This window comes from Desulfobulbus sp., from assembly GCF_031547805.1.
In the GTDB taxonomy this organism is placed as follows: Bacteria; Desulfobacterota; Desulfobulbia; order Desulfobulbales; family Desulfobulbaceae; genus Desulfobulbus.
In genome coordinates this window covers 1-21,891 of record NZ_JAVBRQ010000023.1, presented here as the reverse complement: position 1 = coordinate 21,891, position 21,891 = coordinate 1, and the positions used below count along the sequence as shown (strand labels likewise).

The window sequence follows — 21,891 nt, the reverse complement described above, 5'->3', positions numbered from 1 at the left end:
GTACCTTGCCGAATTCTGCTATCGCTTCAATCGGCGGTTCCAATTGCACACTATGGTGAATCGGCTGATTCATGTGGCTCTGCGAACCCAACCCATCCCGCAACACCTCCTGAAGCAAGCTGAGATTCGATGGTAATCAGTTTGCGAAAAATTTCCCGGTAAATGCTGATGGAGGGTACTGAGCTAAATTTCAAGATTCCCTGGAGAATATTCTCAACCACCGGCATGCATTGTACCGACTGGGCGGACTGATCGACTGGGGTGTGTTCGAAAGCGAGTTTGGCAAACTGTACTCGGAGGAAGGCCGGCCGGGCCTACCGATTCTTGTTGGTGGGGCTGACCTACCTGAGCCATGCGTTCAACACTTCGGACGAGGAGACGGTGGGTGGAAAATCCCTACATCAATATTTCTGCGGTGAGGAGCACTTCCGGCATGAGTTGCCGATCGATCCGTCTTCGTTGAGCCGCTGGCGGAAGCGGATAGGCGAGCAGGGCTCGGAATTGATTTTGAAGCTGACGGTGCCGGCGGGTTTGGCGAGCGGAGCGGTTGCACCGAGTAGTTTTGCGCGGGTGACTGTCGATACGACCGTACGGGAAGGCCATCGCGTTTCCGACCGATTCACGGTTGTACAATGATTCTGCCCGTATTGAGTGGATATCCAGTCGCAACACTGACACAGCACTGGCGCCTCATGCCAATCGCCACGCACCTTTACGCCATGAAACCAAAAAACATACGCGACGCGGTGCCGGACAAGCTTGAAATCGAGACCTTCGAGGATATTCTCCGCGTCCCCGGGGTGCGCATCGAGCGCATCGTCTCCCAGGGGCAGACCTCTCCCGCGCAGGGGTGGTACGATCAGGATGAGCATGAATGGGTGATGGTGGTGGCGGGCAAGGCGGTGATCGAATTTGCTGACGGCTCCCGTTGCGCCATGTCCGCAGGCGATTACCTCAACATCCCCGCCCATTGCCGCCACAGGGTGTCGTGGACGGATCCCGGCGATGTCACCATTTGGTTGGCGGTGTTTTACACGTGATGCGCAAGCTGCTGGACCGGACGGGACAAGGTTGAGCGCTGGCGCCTTTACCAATGAACGCATACCCCGAGGAGAACGCATGCGCATCGACAGTATCCTGCTGGCCGTACTGCTGGCAGGCGTCACCCTGCTGACGGGTTGCGCCGCCATGCAATCACGATTCGCCTCGGACGTCGATTCCCTTGCCCAGACGGACGCAGGTGCGAAAAAACGCTATGTCCTCCTGCCCGGCGGCAAGGGGGTCGAGGCCGGCGATCTCCAGTTTCAGGAATTCGCGGCCTATGTCGAGAAAGTCCTGGCCGAGAAAGGGTTTGTGAAGGTGGCCACCTTTCCGGATGCGGAGGTGGCCATTTTCCTGACTTACGCGATCGGCGACCCGCAAACGTACCAGTACGCCTATTCGATACCCACCTGGGGCCAGACGGGTGTGTCCTCGGCAAACACCTTTGGCACCATTTCCTCTTATAGAGGGGTGCCGACTTACTCTGGCACCACCATCTACACCCCGACCTACGGCATCACCGGCTCGACCACGCACATCGGGACCAGCACGGTGTACACCAGGTTTTTATTCCTGGATGCCTACGACGTGCAAGCCTACATCAAGGAAAGGAAAATGACGCAGGTATGGACGACCAGTGTCGTTAGCACCGGTCAGAGCGACGACCTGCGGCTGGTTATCCCCTACATGGTCGCGGCCATGAAACCCTATCTGGGCACCAACACGGGCCGGAAAATCAAGGTGGAGGTCCCGACAGACGATCCGGAAGTGCAAATGCTGCGCGGAGGCCCCTTGCCGCCCGTGAAGTGATGCCTCCATCGCCGGCTGCCGCGGCAGCGCGTGGCGCCGAACGGCAAGCCGCGGCCCCCGGCTGTGGCCCCCCTCACCACGCCGCGAACACCGCCCTTCTGGCGGCGGCCGAACGCCGCAGCACCGGGACGGCCTCGTCGACATAGTCGATCACCCGGGCCTCCTTGCCCTCTGCCGGCCGCATGATCCGCCCCACCACCTGCAACAGCCGGCCCTCGAACTTGATCGGCGTGGCCAGAACCAAGGTGGACAGGCCCGGACAGTCGAACCCCTCCCCGATCAACTGCACGGTGGCAATCAGCACAATGACACGTCCCGCCTGAACATCGGCGACAATTTCCATCCGCTCCTCGGCTGGCGACTGGCCGGTAAGGACAGGAGCGGACACGCCCTGTCCGGCCAGCAGGTCGGCCAGGGTCCGGCAATGGGCCACCCGGTCCGACACCACCAGGATGGTGCCTTGATGATCCTGTCGCAGCAAGGCAAAAATATCGTCCGCGATCAGGCGGTTACGCTGTAGATTGGCGGCCAGCGCCTTGATCAGCTTGGCGTATTCGCCCTGATAGCCGTAGCTGAAAGCGGTCGGCCGCTGCTGCAGAACCGGCCGGACCACCGCGCCGCTGGCCGCCAGCGTCCGGTTGTCGACCGCATGGACCCGGTCGCCCATGTAGATGTGGATCAACCGGGTCATTCCGTCCTCCCGGCGGAAGGCGGTGGCGGACAGGCCCAGCATGTAGGTGCAGTCGAAGGCCGAAACCACGTCGGTGAACAGCGTGGCCGGCACCCGGTGGCATTCGTCGACCACCAGCTGGCCGAATTGGTCCGGCAGGGTGTCCAGATGCTTCTTGGCGGTATTGACAATGGCCACGGTCACCGGCCGGATATCGAAGATACCGTCGCCGGCCAGGCCGGCCTCCAGGCCGAGGAATTGGGCGATCCGCTGCTGCCACTGGCGCATCAGCTCCTTGGAGTGGACCACGATCAGGGTCGGCTGTTGTCGGCGGGCAATCGCCGCCAGGGCCATGACGGTCTTGCCCGAACCGGTACCCGCCTCGAGCACGCCGAAGGAATGCGCCAGCATTGCCATCACCGCTTCTTCCTGATAGGGACGCAGGCTGCCTTGAAACGAGAGATCGATTGCGGGGAGCAGGCGCCGGCGGTCGTCGATGTCCGGCGTCAATCCGGTGATCCGGCGACAGAGCCGCACCGCCTGGTTGCCGAAGCCGCGCGGGAAAAAGAGCCGATCGCCTTCTTCACGAAAGAAAAAAAGCCGTGGCTTGAGCTTTTTGCCGATCCAGCGGCCGAACTGCTTGGCCGCCTGGTATTGGGGGTTGTCGATGGTCAATTCGGCCCGGACGGCCGCCAGCAACTCCGAAGAGGCATCGCTGAGGCAGCACTCCCGATCGACCGCAAGACGCGGCACTGGCCCGTTATTGCCGGTCATGGCGCGGGCGCGACCGAAGGCAAACGGCCTTTTTTCGGCCCGTCAGCTTGACAGAGGAACGAAAATCGAGCATTTTTGTCTGTTTCCTCCTGTGCCGGTTCCCGCTCTCCGACCCGGCCCGACATCGCCACGCCGTCTTCGGACCCCTGTCCGAATCTCTGTTGCCGGCGTGACCACCATCAACCAAGCGGCGGCGCAAGCCATGGACTTGCCGCTTTTCCCATCGATTGGCCGACATGTTGAACATGAGAAATCGTTTGCGCTCCTTCTGGCTGCTGTGCGGCCTACTGCTGTGTCCCTTCTCCGCCGACGCCGACGGCCAGAGAAACATCGTCCTGACCCTGCCGGCGGAAACCGTGCTGGCCTCGCTGCAAAAGGCCCTGCCTCTGGACATCCCCTCGCAGAGCCGGCAACTGCAGGGCGACATCACCGTCGAATCGGTGGACCGGCTCTCCATCCGCAACAACGTCATCTCGGTGCGCGGCACGCTCTCCGGCAAAAACCTGCTCGTGACCACCAATCTTGCCGGCCAGGATCTGCAACTCCGGGTCGGCGAAGTCCGCCTGCCGGTGGCCTGTGATTTACAAACCCGGTTCGACCCGGTCAAGCGCAAGCTGTTCGTCACGCCCCAATTCAAGGAAACCGCCCAAAGCCCGGGCAATACCCAGGATGCGCTGCCCTCGCTGCTCGGCAGCCTCGGCGGCCGCGAATACGCGGTCGATCTCGATGCCCTGGAAACGATCAACCTCAAGGTCGGTCCCCGCTCGATCCCCATCGCCATGGAGCCGGTCGGCATTGCCGGCGTCGACAACGCCCTGGTCTTCCAGATGCTGCCGCGGGTCGGCCCCCGACGATAGCGCATTCCCAGCCCCCCCACACGAGAGGTTCTTATGCCCGACAACTGCCTGTTCTGCAAGATTATCCGGGGAGAAATCCCGGCCAGCAAACTCTACGAGGACGACGACGTCCTGGCTTTCCGCGACATCGCCCCCCAGGCCCCGGTCCATATTCTGGTGATCCCGAAAAAACATCTCAGCGGGCCGGTGGCGGTCACCGAGGAGGACGAGCGAGTGGTGGGCAAGTTGATGCGGGTGGGCAACGAAATCGCCCGCAAGGAAGGAATACCGCACTATCGGTTGGTGTTCAACAACGGCGCCCAGGCGGGCCAGACCGTTTTTCACCTGCACATGCACATTCTGGGCGGCCGCCACATGGCCTGGCCTCCGGGCTGATCACCGGGCCGCCCGCCCTCCCGCCCCGGTCGGGTCAGGTCGGCAGCATGCCGTACAGATAGTTGATGATGTCGGTGCGGGTGACGATGCCGATCACCTTTTCCCCCTGCACCACCGGCAGGTGGCCGATGTTCTTCTGCACCATCAATTCCGCCGCCTCGCTGGCCAGGGCGTCGGGTGCGATGGTGGTGACCTGCCGGTTCATGAAAGCCTTGACCGGGCTGTTCCACTGCTTGTTCAGCCGTAGCTTCTTCAAATCCCACAGCACCACGATGCCGCGCAGGCATTCGTTTTCCTCGACCAACACCCCGCGAATCCGTTCCTCCTCCATGATGTGCCGGACCTGCTTCATGGTGGTCTCGGGCGACACCGTGGTCACCGGAAAGGACATCATGTCCGCCACCAGGGCGGCGCCTCGCTGCATTTCGTGCAGGGCGGCGATGATTTTCTGCCGGACCTCGGCGGGAGTCACCTTGGTGTCGGTGATAGTCGCCGATCCCGCTCCCGGATGGCCGCCGCCGCCGAATCGCTGCAGCATGTTGTTGACGTTGATCTCCGGCGTCGAACTGCGGCCGATGATGAAATAGCCGCCGCCTTCGTTGACAAAGATCACGAACACCGCGTCGGCGTTGACGATCTTGCCGTAAAGCTGCACCACCATGGACAGCTCGACATGCTTGTCGATGTGGACCACCCCGATCCCCACCTTCTTCCCCTTGATATCGTGCTGCTCGGCGTCGCGCATCAGGCGGAACAGCACCTTTTTTTGCATCTCGCCGTAGGCCATGTTGAGGAAATCGACGGCAATGGTCAAATCCGCGCCCTGCTCCAGGAGAAAGGCGGCCGCGCGGGCGTCTTCCGGGGTGGTGGAACTGAAGGTCAGCTGGCCGGTGTCCTCGTAGAGGCCGATCAGGTACAAGGTGGCCTGCAACGGGGTGAGCGCCAGCTGCCGCTCCCTGATTTCCCGCACCAGCAGGGTGATGGTGGCGCCGATCTTCTCGACGCACTGCCAGGTGGGCTGAATGTCGCCCAGCCCCATGTGGTGGTCCCAGAGCAGTACCTCGACGTTGTCCCGCCCCCGAAGACAGTCGACCCGGTCGAGCCGTCGCCATTGGTTGGTGTCGACGACGATCAGGCGATTGACCGCCTCGGGGTCGACTTCGCTGGCAAGGATGATGTCGAAGGAGGTCTTGTGCAGGGAGAGAAAGCGGTGGACATTGGGATTGACGTTTTTCGGGCACACGGCGACGGTGCCCGGATACAGCAGGGTGGCCGCCACGATGGAAGCCAGCCCGTCGAAGTCGGTGTTGCGGTGCGTGGTGGCAATCTGCATAACTCGTCAGAGACATAAAAAAATTCAACGGCGGCCGCAGTGCCGGCCACCGTATGCGAAAACAATGGACCCTTCGATGCAATATACCGGATATACTCGGCAAATAAAGGGCAATACCGATTTACCGATAAAACACTCAAAAACAGTTACATCACCCGAGAACAATTCCTGTTGCTTATTCCGGCGACTGATGCTTAACATCACTCATTATTCTTCAACCGGCGGACTCTAGGAATGGGCGGACTCTATACTCTCGGCGAATACAAGGACAACTGTGGTTTCGGGCTGATAGCCCACATCAAGGGCAAGGCCAGCCATGGTCTGATCCGGACCGGGATCGAGGCCCTGACCTGCATGACCCATCGGGGAGGCATCGCCGCCGACGGCCGTACCGGCGACGGTTGCGGCCTCTTGCTGCAGAAACCGGACGCCTTTTTCCGCCGGTTGGCCCGCGACAGCGGCATGGGCGAACTCACCCCGCTCTACGGGGTCGGCGCGCTGATGTGCGGCCGCGGGCAGGGCCGGGCCGAGGCGGCGCAGCGGATTCTTGCCGAGGAACTGACCGCCCAGGGGCTGTCGGTGGCGGGTTGGCGGCAGGTGCCGACCGAGGCCGGCTGCCTGGGCCCCATCGCCCTGGACTCCCTGCCCCTGTTCTTCCAGGTGTTCGTCAACGGCGAAAACGAAAACCGCGAACAGCTGACCGCCAGGCTGCTCGTCGCCCGCCGCGCGGCCGAGAAACGGCTGGCCGACGATCCCGATTTTTACGTGGCCAGCCTCAGCGAGGGGGTGGTCGTGTACAAGGGGCTGATGATGCCCGCCGATCTGCCCGGTTTCTTCCCCGACCTAGCCGACCCGGAGATGGCGAGCGCGATCTGCGTCTTCCACCAGCGGTTCTCCACCAACACCATGCCCCGCTGGCCGCTGGCCCAGCCGTTCCGCCTCCTGGCCCACAACGGCGAGATCAACACCATCACCGGCAACCGGAACTGGGCCGAAGCCCGGACCGGCAAGTTCAAGACCCCGCTGCTGCCAGACATCGAGGCCATCGCCCCCCTGGTCAACCGGACCGGTTCGGACTCCTCCAGCCTGGACAACATGCTGGAGGTCCTGGTGGCCGGCGGCATGGACCTGCACCGGGCCATCCGCATGCTGGTGCCGCCGGCCTGGCAGAACGTCGAGCACCTGGATCCGGATCTCCGCGCCTTCTACGAATTCAACTCCATGCACACCGAGGCCTGGGACGGCCCGGCCGGCCTGGTGCTTTCCGACGGCCGGTACGCGGTCTGCGCCCTGGACCGCAACGGCTTGCGCCCCTCGCGCTGGGTGCTGACCCGCGACGACGTGCTCACCGTGGCCTCCGAGGTCGGGGTGCACCGCTACGACCCCGGCGAGGTGGTGGCCAAGGGCCGGCTCGGCCCCGGCCAGATCCTATCGGTCGACACCGTCAACGGCACCCTGTCCCACACCGCCGACATCGATGAATCCCTCAAACGCCGCCATCCCTACAAGCAGTGGCTCAAGGACAACACCCTGCGGCTGGAGGGGACCCTGACCCAGGACCGCGCCACCAGGGAATTGGAGGGCGAACCGCTGCGGATGGCGATGAAGATGTATCAGGTCAGCTTCGAGGAGCGGGACCAACTCCTCCGTCCCCTGGCCGAAACCGGCCAGGAGGCCGTCGGCTCCATGGGCGACGATACCCCGATGGCGGTGCTCTCCCGCGGCCAGCGCCCGCTGTACGACTATTTCCGGCAACAGTTCGCCCTGGTGACCAACCCGCCCATCGATCCCCTGCGCGAGGCGGTGGTCATGTCGCTGGAAACCACCATCGGCCCGGAACAGCAGTCAATTTTCGAGGAGTCCGAGCAGCATGCCAGCCGGGTCGTCCTCACCTCGCCGGTGCTGTCCACCGAGAAATACCGTGCCCTGCTCCATCTCGACCGCTGGGGCTACCGGCTGTGCCGCCTGTCGCTCGGCTACGATCCGGCCCGGCTCGGCCTGCGCGAGGCCATCGAGCGACTCTGCCGGCAGGCCGCCGAAGCCGTCCGCTCCGGCTGCGTCCTCTTGCTGCTCACCGACCAGGAATGCGCGCCGCCCGAGCTGCCGATCCATGCCCTGCTAGCCACCGGCGCGGTGCATCACCACCTGGTCCGGGCCGGGCTGCGCTGCAACGCCAACCTCATCGTCTCCACCGCCACCGCCCGCGACGCCCACCAGATGGCCTGCCTGATCGGCTTCGGCGCCACCGCCGTCTATCCCTATCTCGGCTACGCGGTGCTGGCCGACCTCTGCCGCAGCGGCGAGCTGGAATTGGCACCGAATCCGGTGCTGCGGCACTATCGCGCCGGAATCAAAAAAGGATTGCTCAAGATCCTCTCCAAGATGGGCATCGCCACCGTGGCCTCCTACCGAGGCGCCCAGCTGTTCGAGATCGTCGGCCTGGACGACGAGGTGGTCGAGCTCTGCTTTCCCGGCACGCCCAGCCGCATCCGCGGGGCCGGATTCGCCGAGCTCGAGGCGGACCAGAAGATTCTGGCCAAGGAGGCCATCAACCGCCAGAAGCCCATCCGGCCGGGCGGTCTGCTCAAATACATGTACGGCCAGGAATACCACGCCTTCAATCCCGAGGTGGTGCTCGGTCTGCAGGCCGCGGTCACCGGCGGCGAGTACCGGCAATGGCGGGCCTGCGCCGAACTGATCAACCGGCGCGAACCCGCGACCCTGCGTGACTTGCTGCATTTTCGCCGGGACATACGGCCCATCCCCCTGGACCAGGTCGAACCGGCAGAGGCGATCATCCCCCGCTTCGACACCGCCGCCATGTCGCTCGGCGCCCTGTCGCCCGAGGCCCACGAGGCCCTGGCCGAGGCCATGAACAGCCTCGGCGGCCGCTCCAACAGCGGCGAGGGCGGCGAGGACCCGGCCCGCTACGGCACGGCCAAGGTGTCCAAGATCAAGCAGGTCGCCTCGGGCCGGTTCGGCGTCACCCCGCAGTATCTGGTCAACGCCGAGGTGCTCCAGATCAAGATCGCCCAAGGCGCCAAGCCGGGCGAGGGCGGCCAGCTGCCCGGGAGCAAGGTCAACGGCCTGATCGCCCGGCTGCGCTACGCGGTGCCCGGCGTCACCCTGATTTCGCCGCCGCCGCATCACGACATCTACTCGATCGAGGATCTGGCCCAGCTGATCTTCGACCTCAAGCAGGTCAATCCCGAGGCCCTGGTCTCGGTCAAGCTGGTTTCCCGGCCCGGCATCGGCACCATTGCCGCCGGGGTGGCCAAGGCCTATGCCGATCTGATCACCGTGTCCGGCTATGACGGCGGTACCGCCGCCAGCCCCATCGCCTCAATCCGCCATGCCGGATCGCCCTGGGAACTAGGCCTGGCCGAGGTGCACCAGACCCTCCAGGCCAACGATCTGCGCGACAAGATCCGGCTCCAGACCGACGGAGGCCTCAAGACCGGGCTGGATGTGGTCAAGGCGGCCATGCTCGGCGCCGAGAGTTTCGGCTTCGGCACCGCGCCGATGGTGGCGTTGGGCTGCAAGTACCTGCGCATCTGCCATCTCAACAACTGCGCCACCGGCGTGGCCACCCAGCGCGAAGACCTCCGCCGCGACCACTATCGGGGCACGGTGGCCAAGGTCGTCAACTACTTCCGCTTCCTGGCCGAGGAGACCAGGGAGTGGATGGCGGTGCTCGGGGTGCGCAGCCTGGCCGAACTGGTCGGCCGGGTCGATCTTCTCGAGCCGATGGCCGGCAACACGCCCCGGCAGCAACGCCTCGATTTGCGGCCGCTGATCCACACCGACGCCCTCCTGCGCACCAAACCCCGCCACTGTGCCATTACCCGCAACCGGCCCTTTGACCGCGGCGAGTTGGCCGAACGCATGGTGCGCGAGATCCTGCCCGCCATCGAGGGCAAGAGCGGCGGCATTTTCGCCTACACCCTGACCAACTGCGACCGCTCGGTCGGGGCTCGGCTGAGCGGCGAAATCGCGAAACGCTGGGGCAATCAGGGCATGGCCGCAGCACCGGTCAGGCTCAAGCTCACCGGCGTGGCCGGCCAGAGCCTCGGCGCCTGGAACGCCGGCGGCCTGGAACTGTACCTCGACGGCGATGCCAACGACTATGTCGGCAAGGGCATGGCCGGCGGCAAGATCGTGCTCCGGCCCCCACATCGGTCGACCTTCCGCAGCGAGACGGCCGGCATCATGGGCAACACCTGCCTCTACGGCGCCACCGGCGGCAAACTGTTCGCCTCGGGCCAGGCCGGCGAACGGTTCGCGGTGCGCAATTCCGGGGCGCACGCGGTGGTCGAGGGCGTGGGCGACCATGGCTGCGAGTACATGACCGGCGGGCTGGTGACGGTGCTCGGACCGGCGGGCAGCAACTTCGGCGCCGGCATGACCGGGGGCTTTGCCTATGTGCTCGATCTCGAAAACCGATTCGTCGACCAGTACAACCACGAGCTGGTGGAGATCCAGCGCATCCATTCCGGCTACATGGAGGAATATCGCAACCACCTGCACGAGGTGATCGTGGAATTCTGCCGCGAAACCAACAGCGACTGGGGCTGGCGGCTTTTGGACGATTTCCCCGACTATATCGGCAGGTTCTGGCTGGTCAAACCCAAGGCCGCCGACCTCTCCAACCTGCTCGACCGGCTCATGCAGCGCGGCGAATAACCTTTAACCGGACGGTATCGCCATGAACAAGCGGCTGGACAATGTCTTTCAATTCCTCGACGTCGAGCGGAAACTACCGCCCAAGATCGGCCTCGTCACCCGCAAGACCGCGTTCCGCGAAATCTACGAGCAGGTTGCCGAACCGCACCACCAGCACCAGGCGCACCGCTGCCTGGCCTGCGGCAATCCGTACTGCGAATGGCGCTGCCCGGTCCACAACCTGATCCCCAACTGGCTCAAGCTGATGGCCGAGGGCAACCTGATCGCCGCGGTGGAGCTGTGCCACCAGACCAACACCCTGCCGGAAATCTGCGGCAGGGTCTGTCCCCAGGACCGGCTGTGCGAGGGCGCCTGCACCCTCAACGACGGCTTCGGCGCGGTCACCATCGGCGCGGTCGAGCAGTACATCACCGAGCAGGCCCTGGCCCGGGGCTGGAAGCCGGACATGTCCGGGGTGGCCTGGACCGACAAGCGGGTGGCGGTGGTCGGTGCCGGACCGGCCGGCCTGGGCTGCGCCGACGTCCTGGTCCGCAACGGAGTCCGGCCGGTGGTTTTCGACCGCTATCCGGAAATCGGCGGCCTGCTGACCTTCGGCATTCCCGAGTTCAAGCTGGAAAAATCGGTGCTGGCCCAACGGCGGCAGCTGTTCGCCGGCATGGGGGTGGAATTCCGCCTCAACACCGAGATCGGCCGCGATGTCGGCCTGGAACGGCTGCTTGCGGAATTCGACGCCGTCTTCCTCGGCATGGGCACCTATCAATTTCTGCGGGGAGGTCTGCCCGGCGAGGAATTGCCGGGCGTGCACGACGCCCTGCCCTTTCTGGTGGGCAATGTCTGCCAGCAGCGCGGCTACGAGGCGGTCGCCCCCTTCGTCGACACCGCCGGCCTGCGGGTGGTGGTCATGGGCGGCGGCGACACGGCCATGGATTGCTGCCGCACCGCCATCCGCCAGGGCGCGGCCAGCGTCACCTGCGTCTACCGGCGGGACGAGGCCAACATGCCGGGCTCCAAGCGGGAGGTGGTCAACGCCAGGGAAGAAGGGGTGGCGTTTTTGTTCAACCGCCAACCCATCGGCATCCTCGGCGAACACCGGGTGGAGGGAGTGGAACTGGTGACCACCGAATTGGGCGAGGCGGATGCGAGCGGACGGAGGCGGCCGGTGGTGGTCAGCGGCAGCCAGGTAACCCTGACCGCGGACGTGGTGCTGACCGCCTTCGGTTTCCGCCCCAACCCGCCCGCCTGGCTGCGGCAACACGGCGTCCAGGTCAACGAGCGCGATCGGGTGGTGGCCGGCGAATCCGGCACCTATCCCATGCAGACCAGCCATCCCAAAATTTTTGCCGGCGGCGACATGGTGCGCGGCTCCGATCTGGTGGTGAATGCCATCTGGCAGGGCCGCCAGGCCGGCAAGGGCATCCTGGCCTTTCTGGGAGTCGACTGACCGGCCGGTGCCCCCGCCGTACCCCTGGCCGCTGGGCAACAACTACCCACCCGGATCGGTTGTCGCCCTCGGGTGCCCACATGTATAACATGCAGTTTTTATTGCATGTTATTTTAAAACTTTTACCAAAATCCCGGCAACTGGATAAAAAATATCCATCCCAGGGCCAAATCTTGCCCCTTCAGGGCGCATCTCCAGCTTAACCATACGATTTCACGCATTCTTTCCGCACCAATCCTTTCTCCTGCGGCCCTGGCATCGGGCATGCTTTGCCAGGACAGTTCGTTCCGCTTCATCAACCATGAACGCAGTGCAAGGAGAGAGCAATGAACAGGATGTTTGTCGGCAGCGTCGTTTTGGCCGTTCTGCTGGCCCTTGGCGGGTGTTGCTGGCCCGGACATGGGCATCACGGCCACGGACAGTCCAGGTACTATGACCGCTCCTACGATACCTACGATCAATACCGCCAGGGAGGCCCCTATTACCGCCGGAGATAAATCGGCCGCGATGCGAGGGATCAGCCGAATCGGCCGGTGATGTAATCCTCGGTCAGCTGGTGCCGGGGATTGGTGAAAATGCGGTCCGTGGAGCCGACCTCGACCAGATCGCCGAGGTGAAAGTAGGCGGTGCGCTGGGAAACGCGCGCCGCCTGTTGCATATTGTGGGTGACAATGACGATGGTGTACTGCTCTTTGAGCTCGGTGATCAAATCCTCCACCGTGGCCGTGGCGATGGGGTCGAGGGCGGAACAGGGTTCGTCCATGAGGATGACCTCGGGCCGGACCGCAATGGCGCGGGCGATGCAGAGCCGCTGCTGCTGCCCGCCGGACAGCCCGGTGCCCGGCTGGTCGAGACGGTCGCTGACCTCGTTCCACAGGCCGGCCTTTTTCAGCGAGCCCTCGACAATGTCCCGAAGTTCGGACTTGCTGCCGGCCAGGCCGTGGATCTTGGGCCCGTAGGCCACATTGTCGAAAATCGATTTGGGAAAGGGGTTGGGTTTCTGGAAGACCATGCCCACCCGGGCGCGCAGCGGCACCACATCCACCTTGCGGTCGTAGATGTCCAGGTCGTCCAGCACGATCTCCCCGGTGACCCGGCAACCGGCCACGGTGTCGTTCATCCGGTTGAGGCAGCGCAGGAAGGTCGACTTGCCGCAGCCCGAAGGGCCGATCATGGCCAACACCTCGTTCTTGCCGACATCGATGCTGACGCTTCTGATGGCGTGCTTGTCGCCGTAATAGACGTTGACCTCCCGGCAGATCATTCGGGGCTCCTCGACAAAGGGCAGGCCCACGGTTTGGCGCTGGTCGCGGTCCACCTTGCGCCCCCTGGCCGCCACGGCCGCATCCGCCTCGTTTTTTTCCATTGCCACGTCACGTATATCAAAGACTGTATCCAGAATCGCAGCCATTGTTGCTCCACCTTTGCGGAAACGCCAGCCGCCCAGCAGGCACAAAACGGCTTGTTCCCCTCATTTCCATCCTCAATCGGCGCATCGCCTGGTATCCCATGCGGCCTGCCTCAGGATGCAGGATTATTTATTCACCATCACGCTCAGGGTCTTGGCGGCGGCGGCCATGGCCTTCTGCTCGTCCTTCGGCATGGGGATCAGGCCCTTTTCCGCCAGATATCCCTGCTCGCCCCAGGCGCGGTCGCTGGCGAACTCGGCCAGAAACTCGGCCATGCCCGGGATCTTGCCGACATGGTCCTTCTTGACATAGATGAACAGTGGCCGGGCCACCGGATACTTGCCGTCGGCAATGGTCTTGAATTCCGGCAGCTCGCCGTCGATAGCCGAGGCCTGGATCTTGTCGGCGTTCTGATCGAGGAAGCTGAAGCCGAAGATGCCCACGCTCCTGGGATTGGCCTCGAGCTTCTGGACGATCAGGTTGTCGTTCTCGCCGGCCTCGATATAGGCGCCGTCCTCGCGCAGGGTCTGGCAGACCGCCTTGAATTTCTTCTCGTCCGTGGCTTGCAGCGCCTTGATTTGGGGGAATGCGGCGCAGCCGTGATCCATGACCATCTCGACAAAGGCGTCGCGGGTGCCCGAGGTGGGCGGCGGCCCCAACACCTCGATCTTCTCCGCCGGCAGCTTGGGGTTGACGTCCTTCCACGTCTTGTAGGGGTTGGCCACCAGCCGGTCGCCGCCCTCGGGGCTGGGCACGTCCTTGGCCAGGGCCAGGTAGAGGTCCTTGCGGCTCAGTTGCATCTGCCCGGCCTTCTTGCTGTTGGCCAGGACAATGCCGTCGTAGCCGACCTTGATCTCGACGATTTGAAAGACGCCGTTCTTGGCGCAAGTCTCGATTTCCGACTGCTTGATCGGGCGGGAGGCATTGGCCACGTCCGGGGTGTCGACCCCGACGCCGGCGCAGAACAGCTTCAAGCCGCCGCCGGTGCCGGTGGATTCGATCTTCGGGGTCTTGAACTTGGTGGTCTTGCCGAATTGCTCGGCCACGGCGGTGGTAAAGGGGTAGACCGTGGAAGAGCCGACGATCGAGATGTAATCGCGGCCGTCGGCGGCCAGGGCTGGGATGGCCGAGCCGGCGAGTAGCGCGGCGGCGGCCAGGGTACGTGCCAATTTCTGCATGGTGATCTCCTGAAAAATTGATCTGTTCGTTCGTTTGTTGCCCAGAACGGTACACCCGTTCTGTTTGCTTTCCGTTAGCAAACGGTTCCGGTTGCATTACCAGCGGCGTTCGAACTTGTTGCGGAGCAGGACCGCGGCGGCGTTCATGGCCAGCAACAGGAGGAGCAGGACCATGATCGCCGCCGAAGTCCGCTCGACAAAGGCGCGTTCCGGGCTGTCGGCCCACAGATAGATCTGCACCGGCAGCACCGTGGCCGGATCGCTGAAACTGTGCGGAATGTCGACGATGAAGGCCACCATGCCGATCATCAGCAGCGGCGCGGTCTCGCCCAGGGCCCTGGCCATGCCGATGATGGCCCCGGTCATCATGCCGGGCATGGCCAGCGGCAAGACATGGTGGACAATGGTCTGAACCCGCGAGGCCCCGATCCCCAAGGCGGCCTCGCGGATCGAGGGCGGCACCGATTTCAGCGAGGCCCGGCTGGCGATGATGATCGTCGGCAGAGTCATCAGGGTCAGCACCAGGCCGCCGACCAGGGAGGCGGAACGGGGCAGGTGCATGCAATCGAGAAAGACCGCCAGCCCGAGCAGGCCAAAGACGATCGACGGGATGGCTGCCAGGTTGTTGATGTTGACCTCGACCAGGTCGGTCCAACGGTTTTTGGGCGCGAACTCCTCCAGGTAGACCGCGGCGGCCACGCCGATGGGAAAGCTGAGCGCCAGGGTGACGGCCAGGGTGAACAGCGAGCCCATGGCCGCCCCCCGGATTCCCGCCAACTCGGGCTCCCGGGAATCGCCCGCCTGGAAGAAGGTGGCATTGAAGGCCTGCCGCAACCGGCCATCGGCGGCCAGCCGATCGATCCAGGCCGCCTGCTTGTCGCTGATCCGGCGCTCGCTTTCGGGCACATCGCGGGGAATGTGCCCCTTGACGAACATGTCGACCTCGTCGTCGGCCACCACCCAGATCGGCCGGGTGGCGCCGATCAGTTCGGGCCTGCTCGTCACCATCTCCTGCAGCCGGTAGGCGGCGCCGGTGCTGACCAGTTTGGCGGCGGTCCGTTGGTCCTGGCGGCTTGCCGCCTGCGGAAAAAGACGCAAGGTCGCCTCCCGCACCAGGGCGGCATAGTTGGCGGTGGCCAAGTTGTTGACATCGAGCACCGCCGGATCGAAATGGATATCGAGCAAAATCTGGGTCTGCCAGAAGGCGGTGTAGCCCTTGGCCACGATCGAGCCGAGCAGCACCGCCAAAAACAGCAGGCTGGCGGCAATAGCTGCAAGCCCGAACAACCTGAAGCGCCGCTCCTTGCGATAGCGGGCCGCCAGGCCGGCCTGGACCCTGGCGCGGGCCCCCATGCCGCCCGACCCGGTGGGCCGGCTGTTGTCTTCCGCATGTCTATTCATATTCTTCACGGTATTTGCGCACCACATAGAGGGCGGCCACATTGAGCGCCAGGGTGACCACGAACAGCAGCATGCCCAGGGCAAAGGCCGCCAGGGTCTTGGGGCTGTCGAATTCCTGGTCGCCGACCAAAAGGGTGACGATCTGCACGGTCACGGTGGTCACCGCCTGCAGGGGATTGAAGGTGAGATTGGCGGCCAGGCCGGCGGCCATGACCACGATCATGGTCTCGCCGATGGCCCGCGACACCGCCAGCAGGATCGAGCCGACAATGCCGGGCAGGGCCGCGGGCAAAACGACCAGCTTGATGGTTTCGCTCTTGGTGGCGCCCAGGCCGTAGGAGCCGTCGCGCAGCGACTGGGGCACGGCGTTGATGACGTCGTCGGAGAGCGAGGAGACAAAGGGAATGATCATGATCCCCATCACCAGGCCGGCCGCCAGGGCGCTTTCCGAGGCCACCGACAGACCGGCCAGCCCGCCCAGGTCCCGGATGGCCGGCGCCACCACCAGGGCCGCGAAAAAGCCGTAGACCACGGTGGGCACGCCGGCCAGGATCTCCAGGAGCGGTTTGACCACGGCCCGGAACCTGGGGCCGGCGTATTCGGAAAGGTAAATGGCCGACATCAGGCCCAGGGGCACGGCAATGGCCATGGCGATGCCGGAGATGAGGAAGGTGCCGGTGAGCACCGGTATCGCCCCGAAACTGCCGGAACTGCCCGCCTGATCGGCCCGGATGGCCATCTGTGGGCTCCATTTGAGGCCGAAGAGGAAATCGGCCGGCGCAATCTGCTGGAAAAACCGGATCGACTCGAACAGCACCGACAGCACGATGCCGACGGTGACGAACACGGCAAAGGTGGAACAGAGGGTGAGGACGATTTCGACGATGCGCTCGACCTGGTTCCGGGCTCGCAACGCCGGCCGGATCCGCCCCAAAAGCACGTAGGCGCCGCCCAGGGCCGTGGCCAGGGCCACTGCCGCCAGGGCCAAATCTCCGAGCCGCTGCAGGCCGACATACTGGTCGGCCGCGGCCTGGATCAAGGGATCGACCTCATGCGCCACCACGTTGCCGGCCACCAGGTTGCGCATGTCGTTGACCAGTAAATCGACCTGATCCGGGCTGGCAACCCCCTTGGCCGCGGCGACCCCGTGCATGGCCATGCGGGTCAGCAACGGGTCGGCGGCCAGATGCCAGACCGCCACGATGAGCAGGGCCGGCAGGCCGCACCACAACCCGGCCAGAACGCCGTAATAGCCGGGCCGGGAGTGCAGTTTGTCCGCCGACGGCCGCTGCGCCAGGGTGACGGCGCGCCGGCACCCCAGCCAGTAGGCCAGCAAGGACAGCAGCAGGATCAGGGCGATGAGCAGGGATGAAGACATGGCGACACCGTCGGTCAGGGGGCAGAGGGCCTCATTCATTGTCCGAGACCCTACCGACGCTTTATTCGAACCGGGTTCGGCCCCGGTTAGATTTCCGTTAGGATTCTTGCATGTCGCCGGGCAAAGTGATTAAAAAGCAGTGATGAACAGTCTCTGGCCGACCGGCCGCCGGGGATGGACGAGGTACCGCCGCGTCGCGCACAAGGAGCGCGCAAGATGATGAACCCTGTCGAATTTCTCGCCGACCTGCGCCGCCGCGACCACAAACCGGTCATGGGCGCCCTGCATGTCCTCCGCTATATCGGCCCCGGCCTCTTGGTCACGGTCGGCTTCATCGATCCGGGCAACTGGGCCTCCAACATCGCCGCCGGCGCCCGCTACGGCTATGCCCTGCTGTGGATGGTGACCCTGTCGACTGTCATGCTGATCGTGCTTCAGCACAATGTCGCCCACCTCGGCATCGTCACCGGCCTGTGTCTTTCCGAGGCCACCGCCCGATACGCTCCCGCCTGGACCGGCCGGCTGGTGCTCGGTTCGGCGATGCTGGCCTCGATCTCGACCTCCCTGGCCGAAATCCTGGGCGGGGCCATCGCCCTGAACATGCTGTTCGACATCCCCATGCAGGCCGGCGCCCTGCTGGTGGCGGGCTTTGTCGGCCTGATGCTGTTCACCCGATCGTACAAAACCCTGGAGAAGATCATCATCGGCTTTGTTTCGATCATCGGGCTTTCCTTCCTCTATGAACTGACCCTGGTCGACATCAACTGGGCCAGCGCCGGCATCGCCTGGGTCACCCCCCGGCTGCCGGAAGGGAGCATGATGATCGTGATGAGCGTGCTGGGCGCGGTGGTGATGCCGCACAACCTCTTCCTCCACAGCGAAATCATCCAGAGCCGGCAGTGGAATCTGGAATCCGAGACGGTGATCAAGAAGCAGCTGGATTACGAGCTGTTCGACACCCTGTTCAGCATGCTGGTCGGCTGGGCAATCAACAGCGCCATGATCCTGCTGGCCGCCGCCACCTTCTTCAAAAACGGCACCCCGGTGGACGAGCTGCCCCAGGCCCAAAGCCTGCTGGTGCCCCTGCTCGGCAACAGCGCCGCCGATGTTTTCGCGGTGGCGCTGTTGTTCGCCGGCCTGGCCTCGACCGTGACCTCGGCCATGGCCGGCGGCTCGATCTTCGCCGGCATCTTCAACGAACCCTACGACATCAAGGACAGCCATTCCCGACTGGGGGTCTGCATCTCGGTTATCGGTGCGTTGTTGCTGCTCTTTTGGGTCAACGATTCCTTCAAGGCACTGATCGTCTCCCAAATGGCCCTGAGCATCCAGTTGCCGCTGACCATCTGGATGCAGATCTACCTGACCTCCTCGCCCACGGTGATGGGGAAACACGCCAATCCCCTGTCCACCAGGATCATGCTGTGGACGATCGGGGTGGTGGTGTCCGGGTTGAACGTGCTGCTGTTCGCCAGTTTTTTTCAATAATGTTCCGGACGCGCGTTATCGGCCGGGCCCAATCGCATCAGGGAGGGAATCATGGGAAAATGTATCGGCGTACTGACCGCTGGCGGGGACAGCCCCGGCCTCAATGCCGCCATCCGGGCCATCGGCAAGAGCGCGCTCACCGCCTTTGACCTGCAGGTGATCGGTTTCCGCGACGGTTTCCGCGGCCTGATGGAAAACCGCACCGTGCACCTGGAAGGGGAAATCCTCTCCGGCATCCTCACCCTGGGCGGCACCATTCTCGGCACCAGCCGCGACAAGCCGCACAAGATGCCGGTGGGCTCCAAGGTCCAGGACATGACCGAGGTGATGCTCGACAACTACCACCGCCACAACCTCGAGGCCCTGGTCTGCATCGGCGGCGGCGGCACCCAGAAAAACGCCCACCGTCTGGCCCAGGCCGGGATGAACGTGGTCACCCTGCCCAAGACCATCGACAACGACGTGGCCATGACCGACATCACCTTCGGTTTCGACACCGCCCTGTCGATCGCCACCGACGCCATCGACCGCCTCCATTCCACCGCCCACAGCCACCACCGGATCATCGTGGTCGAGATCATGGGCCACAACACCGGCTGGCTCGGCCTGGGCGCCGGATTGGCCGGCGGGGCCGACGTCATTCTCATCCCCGAGATTGCCTACGACGTGCGCCAGGTGGCCGAAGCCATCCGCAGGCGCCGGCACCGGGGCAAGAATTTCAGCATTGTCGCGGTCTCGGAAGGGGCGTTGGCGCAGGAAGACGCCAAGGAATTGGCCGAGCTCAAGGAAAAGAAACTCGAAGCCAAGGATGAAAAAAGGCAGAAAAAGGTGGCCGCCGCCCTGGAAGCCTTCCAGGCCAAGCACGCCAGCAACACCCTGCGGCTGTCGGCCCAGCTGGAACTGCTCACCGGCCTGGAGAGCCGGGTGACCATTTTGGGCCACCTCCAGCGGGGCGGCACGCCCACCGCCGCCGACCGCATCCTCGCCACCCGCCTGGGCTCGGCCTGCGTCGCCGCCATCGACGCTCGCAAATACGGCTGCATGGTGGCGGTTAAGGGGGAGTCGACGGAACTGGTGGACCTAGCCCAGGTGGTCGGCAAGCGCAAGGTGGTGCCGCTGGATCACCCCTGGATCAAGGCCGCCCTGGAAACCGGCACCTGTTTGGGCAACCAGGTGGCGTAGGACGAGCCCTCCAGGCACCGCGATCTTGCCGAGGCGGCGGGAAACCTAACAGCCCTCCAGGCCCCGCCGTTTCATCGATCAAGATGGGTACAGAGAATTCGGCCCGATGATACATCAGACAGCTTCTCGAAATAATGTTGAGCCAGCTTTACTGGCTTCCCTCGTGTCAGTGGAATCGAGTTTTAATCCGAAGGCCGTATCGCCGACCGGGGCAACAGGATTGACCCAGTTGACCAAAGGCACAGCGAGCGATATGGGTGTTACTGATAGACTTGACCCGCAACAGAATTTACAAGGAGGAGCGGCTTATCTGAGAATTCAGTTGAATGATTTCGCGAGAGATGAGCGTGTAGCCCTTATGGCGTATAACGCCGGCCCCAACTTGGTAAGGAAATGGCAAGATGGCGTCTCCCTGGACAACAAGGAGGAAGCCGCCATAAAAGAGAGTCAAGTGTATGCAGATAAAGTGTTAGCTGGCAAGGGGAGGTTTTCTAGCTAATCCCTTTCACCACCTGCAGTCCATCGACCGAAAGTGGCATACCATTTCGGTGTAAAGGGCGCAAAAGGCTCCTCTTCCTTGTATTCTTCCCGATGGGTATTGGCCTGCCGGTACCAATCGTCAAACGATTGAAAATCACCACGAGCGAAAGGCTGGCTTTGATTGCGATTAAAGGCGTAAAAATCCGAAAGGTTTGGATTCTCAAATTGAGGATGAGGCGTCTTGCTGGTTTCGGTAGTTTTCTCATGCTTTGCTACGAAATAATTGTCCACTTTAGCAACAATGATGATGAGAGAAACCATAAGAACATACCCCAGCTTGCCAGGATCAACGAAAGCAAATCCTAGTACAAGCAGCGCTAACAAAAAAAACAGTTTTGTGCTTTTCGAAGCGCCCTTCTTTGGGTGTTTTCGTTTGTATTTCATGGACTCCTCCTTAGTTTCAGACTTTTCGTCCAAAATCTCCCGCCTTGAGCATACACAATAATCACAAAAATATAATCACAAAGGTGCGGAATACAAAAATTTGAACCGAATTTTTTCTTTTTTTGTCGGTTATCCGTTCTGCAGCATTATCTGAGATAAAAATTCACCTACAGCCCCACAAACAGTCTGTGTCTATTTTCACCTGCCCAAGCAACACCCGCCCTAGTCATGTCTGTATATGCTGACCAAGAACTACGGCACACCTTTCAGATCGTTTCTGCCCATACCGAGTCACCGGTGCAGTGATGTCCTTCCTGCACGTCACTACTCTCAAGGCACAGGGCCGGCCAGAGTGATCTTGGTGGTACTCCTCCTCCGCGCCAACAATATCCGGATTCTGTATGGCCTGGATATCAAAACGGACCGACATCGAGAGCAAAGTATCGCAGGGAAATAAAATTGGAAACCGAACCTCGGAGCAGGGGCGCTATATTTTCCCCGCCGGCGCCGGCGAAGAAGATTTGCGCTGCGCCAGAGGTAACACACGGCCGCGCGCCACTGCTGTATTTCACTCAGTCAACACGACACCTCCTCCGTCCCACTCACACGAATCACGACCAGTCCCGGTCACCTGCTGCCCGCATCGATCTCGGAAAACATCGGCTGGATCGCATCGGCCAGCACATTCACCTGTCGGAACGCGAATGACTCTCTTTCGGGAAGGTTGCACAAAACGGCTATCGGGCTCGATCCGTTTTGCCTACACACGGCCTATCGAAAAAACGGGATGGTGTATGATGGGACTTAGTGCTTATCTATAAATAGCCATGATTTTGTTCAAGACAATCATAGCGGCCGCCAAGGTGTTGAGTGCAATATACGAGAGGTCCGTCTTCTCGTATCGTGGTATTAATTTGCGAAATCGATTGAACCATGAATGCGCCAAC

The 21,891-nt window shown here is 62.9% G+C and carries 18 protein-coding genes and 1 pseudogene; 12 read left to right on the top strand and 7 right to left on the bottom strand.

Features of this window, described 5'->3' with window-relative positions:
* The 4 genes and pseudogenes from RMR13_RS08740 to RMR13_RS08725 form a co-directional block, all read left to right on the top strand.
* Window positions 1-136: pseudogene (locus RMR13_RS08740) on the top strand (IS1595 family transposase); the annotation flags it as partial.
* A gap of 194 nt (window positions 137-330) precedes the next feature.
* Window positions 331-636 (top strand): transposase, encoded by a 306-nt coding sequence (locus RMR13_RS08735; RefSeq protein ID WP_310600258.1) that lies wholly within the window; start codon window positions 331-333, stop codon window positions 634-636.
* A gap of 83 nt (window positions 637-719) precedes the next feature.
* Complete coding sequence (locus tag RMR13_RS08730; RefSeq protein WP_310600256.1) at window positions 720-1,040, top strand: cupin domain-containing protein; 321 nt, start codon at window positions 720-722, stop codon at window positions 1,038-1,040.
* 79 nt (window positions 1,041-1,119) lie between these two features.
* Window positions 1,120-1,851, top strand: a complete 732-nt coding sequence (locus RMR13_RS08725; protein ID WP_310600255.1) for a hypothetical protein — start codon at window positions 1,120-1,122, stop codon at window positions 1,849-1,851.
* A gap of 73 nt (window positions 1,852-1,924) precedes the next feature.
* On the opposite strand, the gene RMR13_RS08720 is transcribed toward RMR13_RS08725, so the two are convergent.
* Entirely contained in the window at window positions 1,925-3,295 is a 1,371-nt protein-coding gene (locus tag RMR13_RS08720; RefSeq protein WP_310600254.1) for a DEAD/DEAH box helicase, read from the bottom strand.
* Window positions 3,296-3,540: 245 nt separating this feature from the next.
* Between RMR13_RS08720 and RMR13_RS08715 the strand changes: the two genes are divergently transcribed.
* Together RMR13_RS08715 and RMR13_RS08710 are read left to right on the top strand one after the other, a co-directional pair.
* Window positions 3,541-4,152, top strand: coding sequence for a hypothetical protein (locus tag RMR13_RS08715; protein ID WP_310600253.1), 612 nt, complete (start codon window positions 3,541-3,543; stop codon window positions 4,150-4,152).
* 33 nt (window positions 4,153-4,185) lie between these two features.
* Entirely contained in the window at window positions 4,186-4,527 is a 342-nt protein-coding gene (locus RMR13_RS08710; RefSeq protein WP_310600252.1) for a histidine triad nucleotide-binding protein, read from the top strand.
* A gap of 34 nt (window positions 4,528-4,561) precedes the next feature.
* On the opposite strand, the gene RMR13_RS08705 is transcribed toward RMR13_RS08710, so the two are convergent.
* On the bottom strand, window positions 4,562-5,860 hold the full coding sequence (locus tag RMR13_RS08705; protein ID WP_310600251.1) for a CBS domain-containing protein: 1,299 nt from the start codon (window positions 5,858-5,860) through the stop codon (window positions 4,562-4,564).
* Between the two features lie 234 nt (window positions 5,861-6,094).
* Between RMR13_RS08705 and gltB the strand changes: the two genes are divergently transcribed.
* The 3 genes from gltB to RMR13_RS08690 all read left to right on the top strand — a co-directional run bounded on the left by gltB (window position 6,095) and on the right by RMR13_RS08690 (window position 12,481).
* Window positions 6,095-10,543 (top strand): glutamate synthase large subunit, encoded by a 4,449-nt coding sequence (gene gltB / locus RMR13_RS08700; protein WP_310600250.1) that lies wholly within the window; start codon window positions 6,095-6,097, stop codon window positions 10,541-10,543.
* A gap of 22 nt (window positions 10,544-10,565) precedes the next feature.
* Window positions 10,566-11,984 carry an FAD-dependent oxidoreductase gene (locus RMR13_RS08695; RefSeq protein WP_310600249.1) on the top strand — a complete coding sequence of 473 codons (1,419 nt, stop codon included), beginning with the start codon at window positions 10,566-10,568 and terminating at the stop codon, window positions 11,982-11,984.
* Window positions 11,985-12,310: 326 nt separating this feature from the next.
* Window positions 12,311-12,481, top strand: a complete 171-nt coding sequence (locus tag RMR13_RS08690; protein WP_310600248.1) for a hypothetical protein — start codon at window positions 12,311-12,313, stop codon at window positions 12,479-12,481.
* Between the two features lie 20 nt (window positions 12,482-12,501).
* On the opposite strand, the gene pstB is transcribed toward RMR13_RS08690, so the two are convergent.
* The 4 genes from pstB to pstC all read right to left on the bottom strand — a co-directional run bounded on the left by pstB (window position 12,502) and on the right by pstC (window position 17,350).
* Window positions 12,502-13,350, bottom strand: coding sequence for a phosphate ABC transporter ATP-binding protein PstB (pstB, locus tag RMR13_RS08685; protein ID WP_409070279.1), 849 nt, complete (start codon window positions 13,348-13,350; stop codon window positions 12,502-12,504).
* A gap of 168 nt (window positions 13,351-13,518) precedes the next feature.
* Complete coding sequence (locus tag RMR13_RS08680) at window positions 13,519-14,571, bottom strand: PstS family phosphate ABC transporter substrate-binding protein (protein ID WP_310600247.1); 1,053 nt, start codon at window positions 14,569-14,571, stop codon at window positions 13,519-13,521.
* Window positions 14,572-14,667: 96 nt separating this feature from the next.
* Window positions 14,668-15,924 carry a phosphate ABC transporter permease PstA gene (gene pstA / locus RMR13_RS08675; RefSeq protein ID WP_409070278.1) on the bottom strand — a complete coding sequence of 419 codons (1,257 nt, stop codon included), beginning with the start codon at window positions 15,922-15,924 and terminating at the stop codon, window positions 14,668-14,670.
* A 40-nt stretch (window positions 15,925-15,964) separates the two neighbouring features.
* A complete protein-coding gene (gene pstC, locus RMR13_RS08670; RefSeq protein WP_409070277.1) occupies window positions 15,965-17,350 on the bottom strand; it encodes a phosphate ABC transporter permease subunit PstC in 1,386 nt (461 codons plus the stop codon).
* A gap of 219 nt (window positions 17,351-17,569) precedes the next feature.
* Between pstC and RMR13_RS08665 the strand changes: the two genes are divergently transcribed.
* From RMR13_RS08665 to RMR13_RS08655, 3 genes are all read left to right on the top strand, one after another.
* Complete coding sequence (locus tag RMR13_RS08665) at window positions 17,570-18,838, top strand: Nramp family divalent metal transporter (protein ID WP_409070276.1); 1,269 nt, start codon at window positions 17,570-17,572, stop codon at window positions 18,836-18,838.
* Window positions 18,839-18,889: 51 nt separating this feature from the next.
* Window positions 18,890-20,020 (top strand): ATP-dependent 6-phosphofructokinase, encoded by a 1,131-nt coding sequence (locus tag RMR13_RS08660; RefSeq protein ID WP_310600243.1) that lies wholly within the window; start codon window positions 18,890-18,892, stop codon window positions 20,018-20,020.
* Between the two features lie 106 nt (window positions 20,021-20,126).
* Window positions 20,127-20,519 carry a lytic transglycosylase domain-containing protein gene (locus tag RMR13_RS08655; protein WP_310600242.1) on the top strand — a complete coding sequence of 131 codons (393 nt, stop codon included), beginning with the start codon at window positions 20,127-20,129 and terminating at the stop codon, window positions 20,517-20,519.
* Here RMR13_RS08655 and RMR13_RS08650 read toward each other — a convergent pair.
* Entirely contained in the window at window positions 20,516-20,944 is a 429-nt protein-coding gene (locus RMR13_RS08650; RefSeq protein ID WP_310600241.1) for a hypothetical protein, read from the bottom strand. The genes RMR13_RS08655 and RMR13_RS08650 overlap by 4 nt on opposite strands.
* Window positions 20,945-21,891: the final 947 nt, after the last annotated feature.

Coding starts and splice junctions, on each gene's coding strand:
- RMR13_RS08730 (WP_310600256.1), top strand. CDS start 720: ATGAAACCAAAAAACATACGCGACGCGGTGCCGGACAAGCTTGAAATC.
- RMR13_RS08725 (WP_310600255.1), top strand. CDS start 1,120: ATGCGCATCGACAGTATCCTGCTGGCCGTACTGCTGGCAGGCGTCACC.
- RMR13_RS08720 (WP_310600254.1), bottom strand. CDS start 3,295: ATGACCGGCAATAACGGGCCAGTGCCGCGTCTTGCGGTCGATCGGGAG.
- RMR13_RS08715 (WP_310600253.1), top strand. CDS start 3,541: ATGAGAAATCGTTTGCGCTCCTTCTGGCTGCTGTGCGGCCTACTGCTG.
- RMR13_RS08710 (WP_310600252.1), top strand. CDS start 4,186: ATGCCCGACAACTGCCTGTTCTGCAAGATTATCCGGGGAGAAATCCCG.
- RMR13_RS08705 (WP_310600251.1), bottom strand. CDS start 5,860: ATGCAGATTGCCACCACGCACCGCAACACCGACTTCGACGGGCTGGCT.
- gltB (WP_310600250.1), top strand. CDS start 6,095: ATGGGCGGACTCTATACTCTCGGCGAATACAAGGACAACTGTGGTTTC.
- RMR13_RS08695 (WP_310600249.1), top strand. CDS start 10,566: ATGAACAAGCGGCTGGACAATGTCTTTCAATTCCTCGACGTCGAGCGG.
- RMR13_RS08690 (WP_310600248.1), top strand. CDS start 12,311: ATGAACAGGATGTTTGTCGGCAGCGTCGTTTTGGCCGTTCTGCTGGCC.
- pstB (WP_409070279.1), bottom strand. CDS start 13,350: ATGGAAAAAAACGAGGCGGATGCGGCCGTGGCGGCCAGGGGGCGCAAG.
- RMR13_RS08680 (WP_310600247.1), bottom strand. CDS start 14,571: ATGCAGAAATTGGCACGTACCCTGGCCGCCGCCGCGCTACTCGCCGGC.
- pstA (WP_409070278.1), bottom strand. CDS start 15,924: ATGGGGGCCCGCGCCAGGGTCCAGGCCGGCCTGGCGGCCCGCTATCGC.
- pstC (WP_409070277.1), bottom strand. CDS start 17,350: ATGTCTTCATCCCTGCTCATCGCCCTGATCCTGCTGCTGTCCTTGCTG.
- RMR13_RS08665 (WP_409070276.1), top strand. CDS start 17,570: ATGAACCCTGTCGAATTTCTCGCCGACCTGCGCCGCCGCGACCACAAA.
- RMR13_RS08660 (WP_310600243.1), top strand. CDS start 18,890: ATGGGAAAATGTATCGGCGTACTGACCGCTGGCGGGGACAGCCCCGGC.
- RMR13_RS08655 (WP_310600242.1), top strand. CDS start 20,127: ATGATACATCAGACAGCTTCTCGAAATAATGTTGAGCCAGCTTTACTG.
- RMR13_RS08650 (WP_310600241.1), bottom strand. CDS start 20,944: ATGAAATACAAACGAAAACACCCAAAGAAGGGCGCTTCGAAAAGCACA.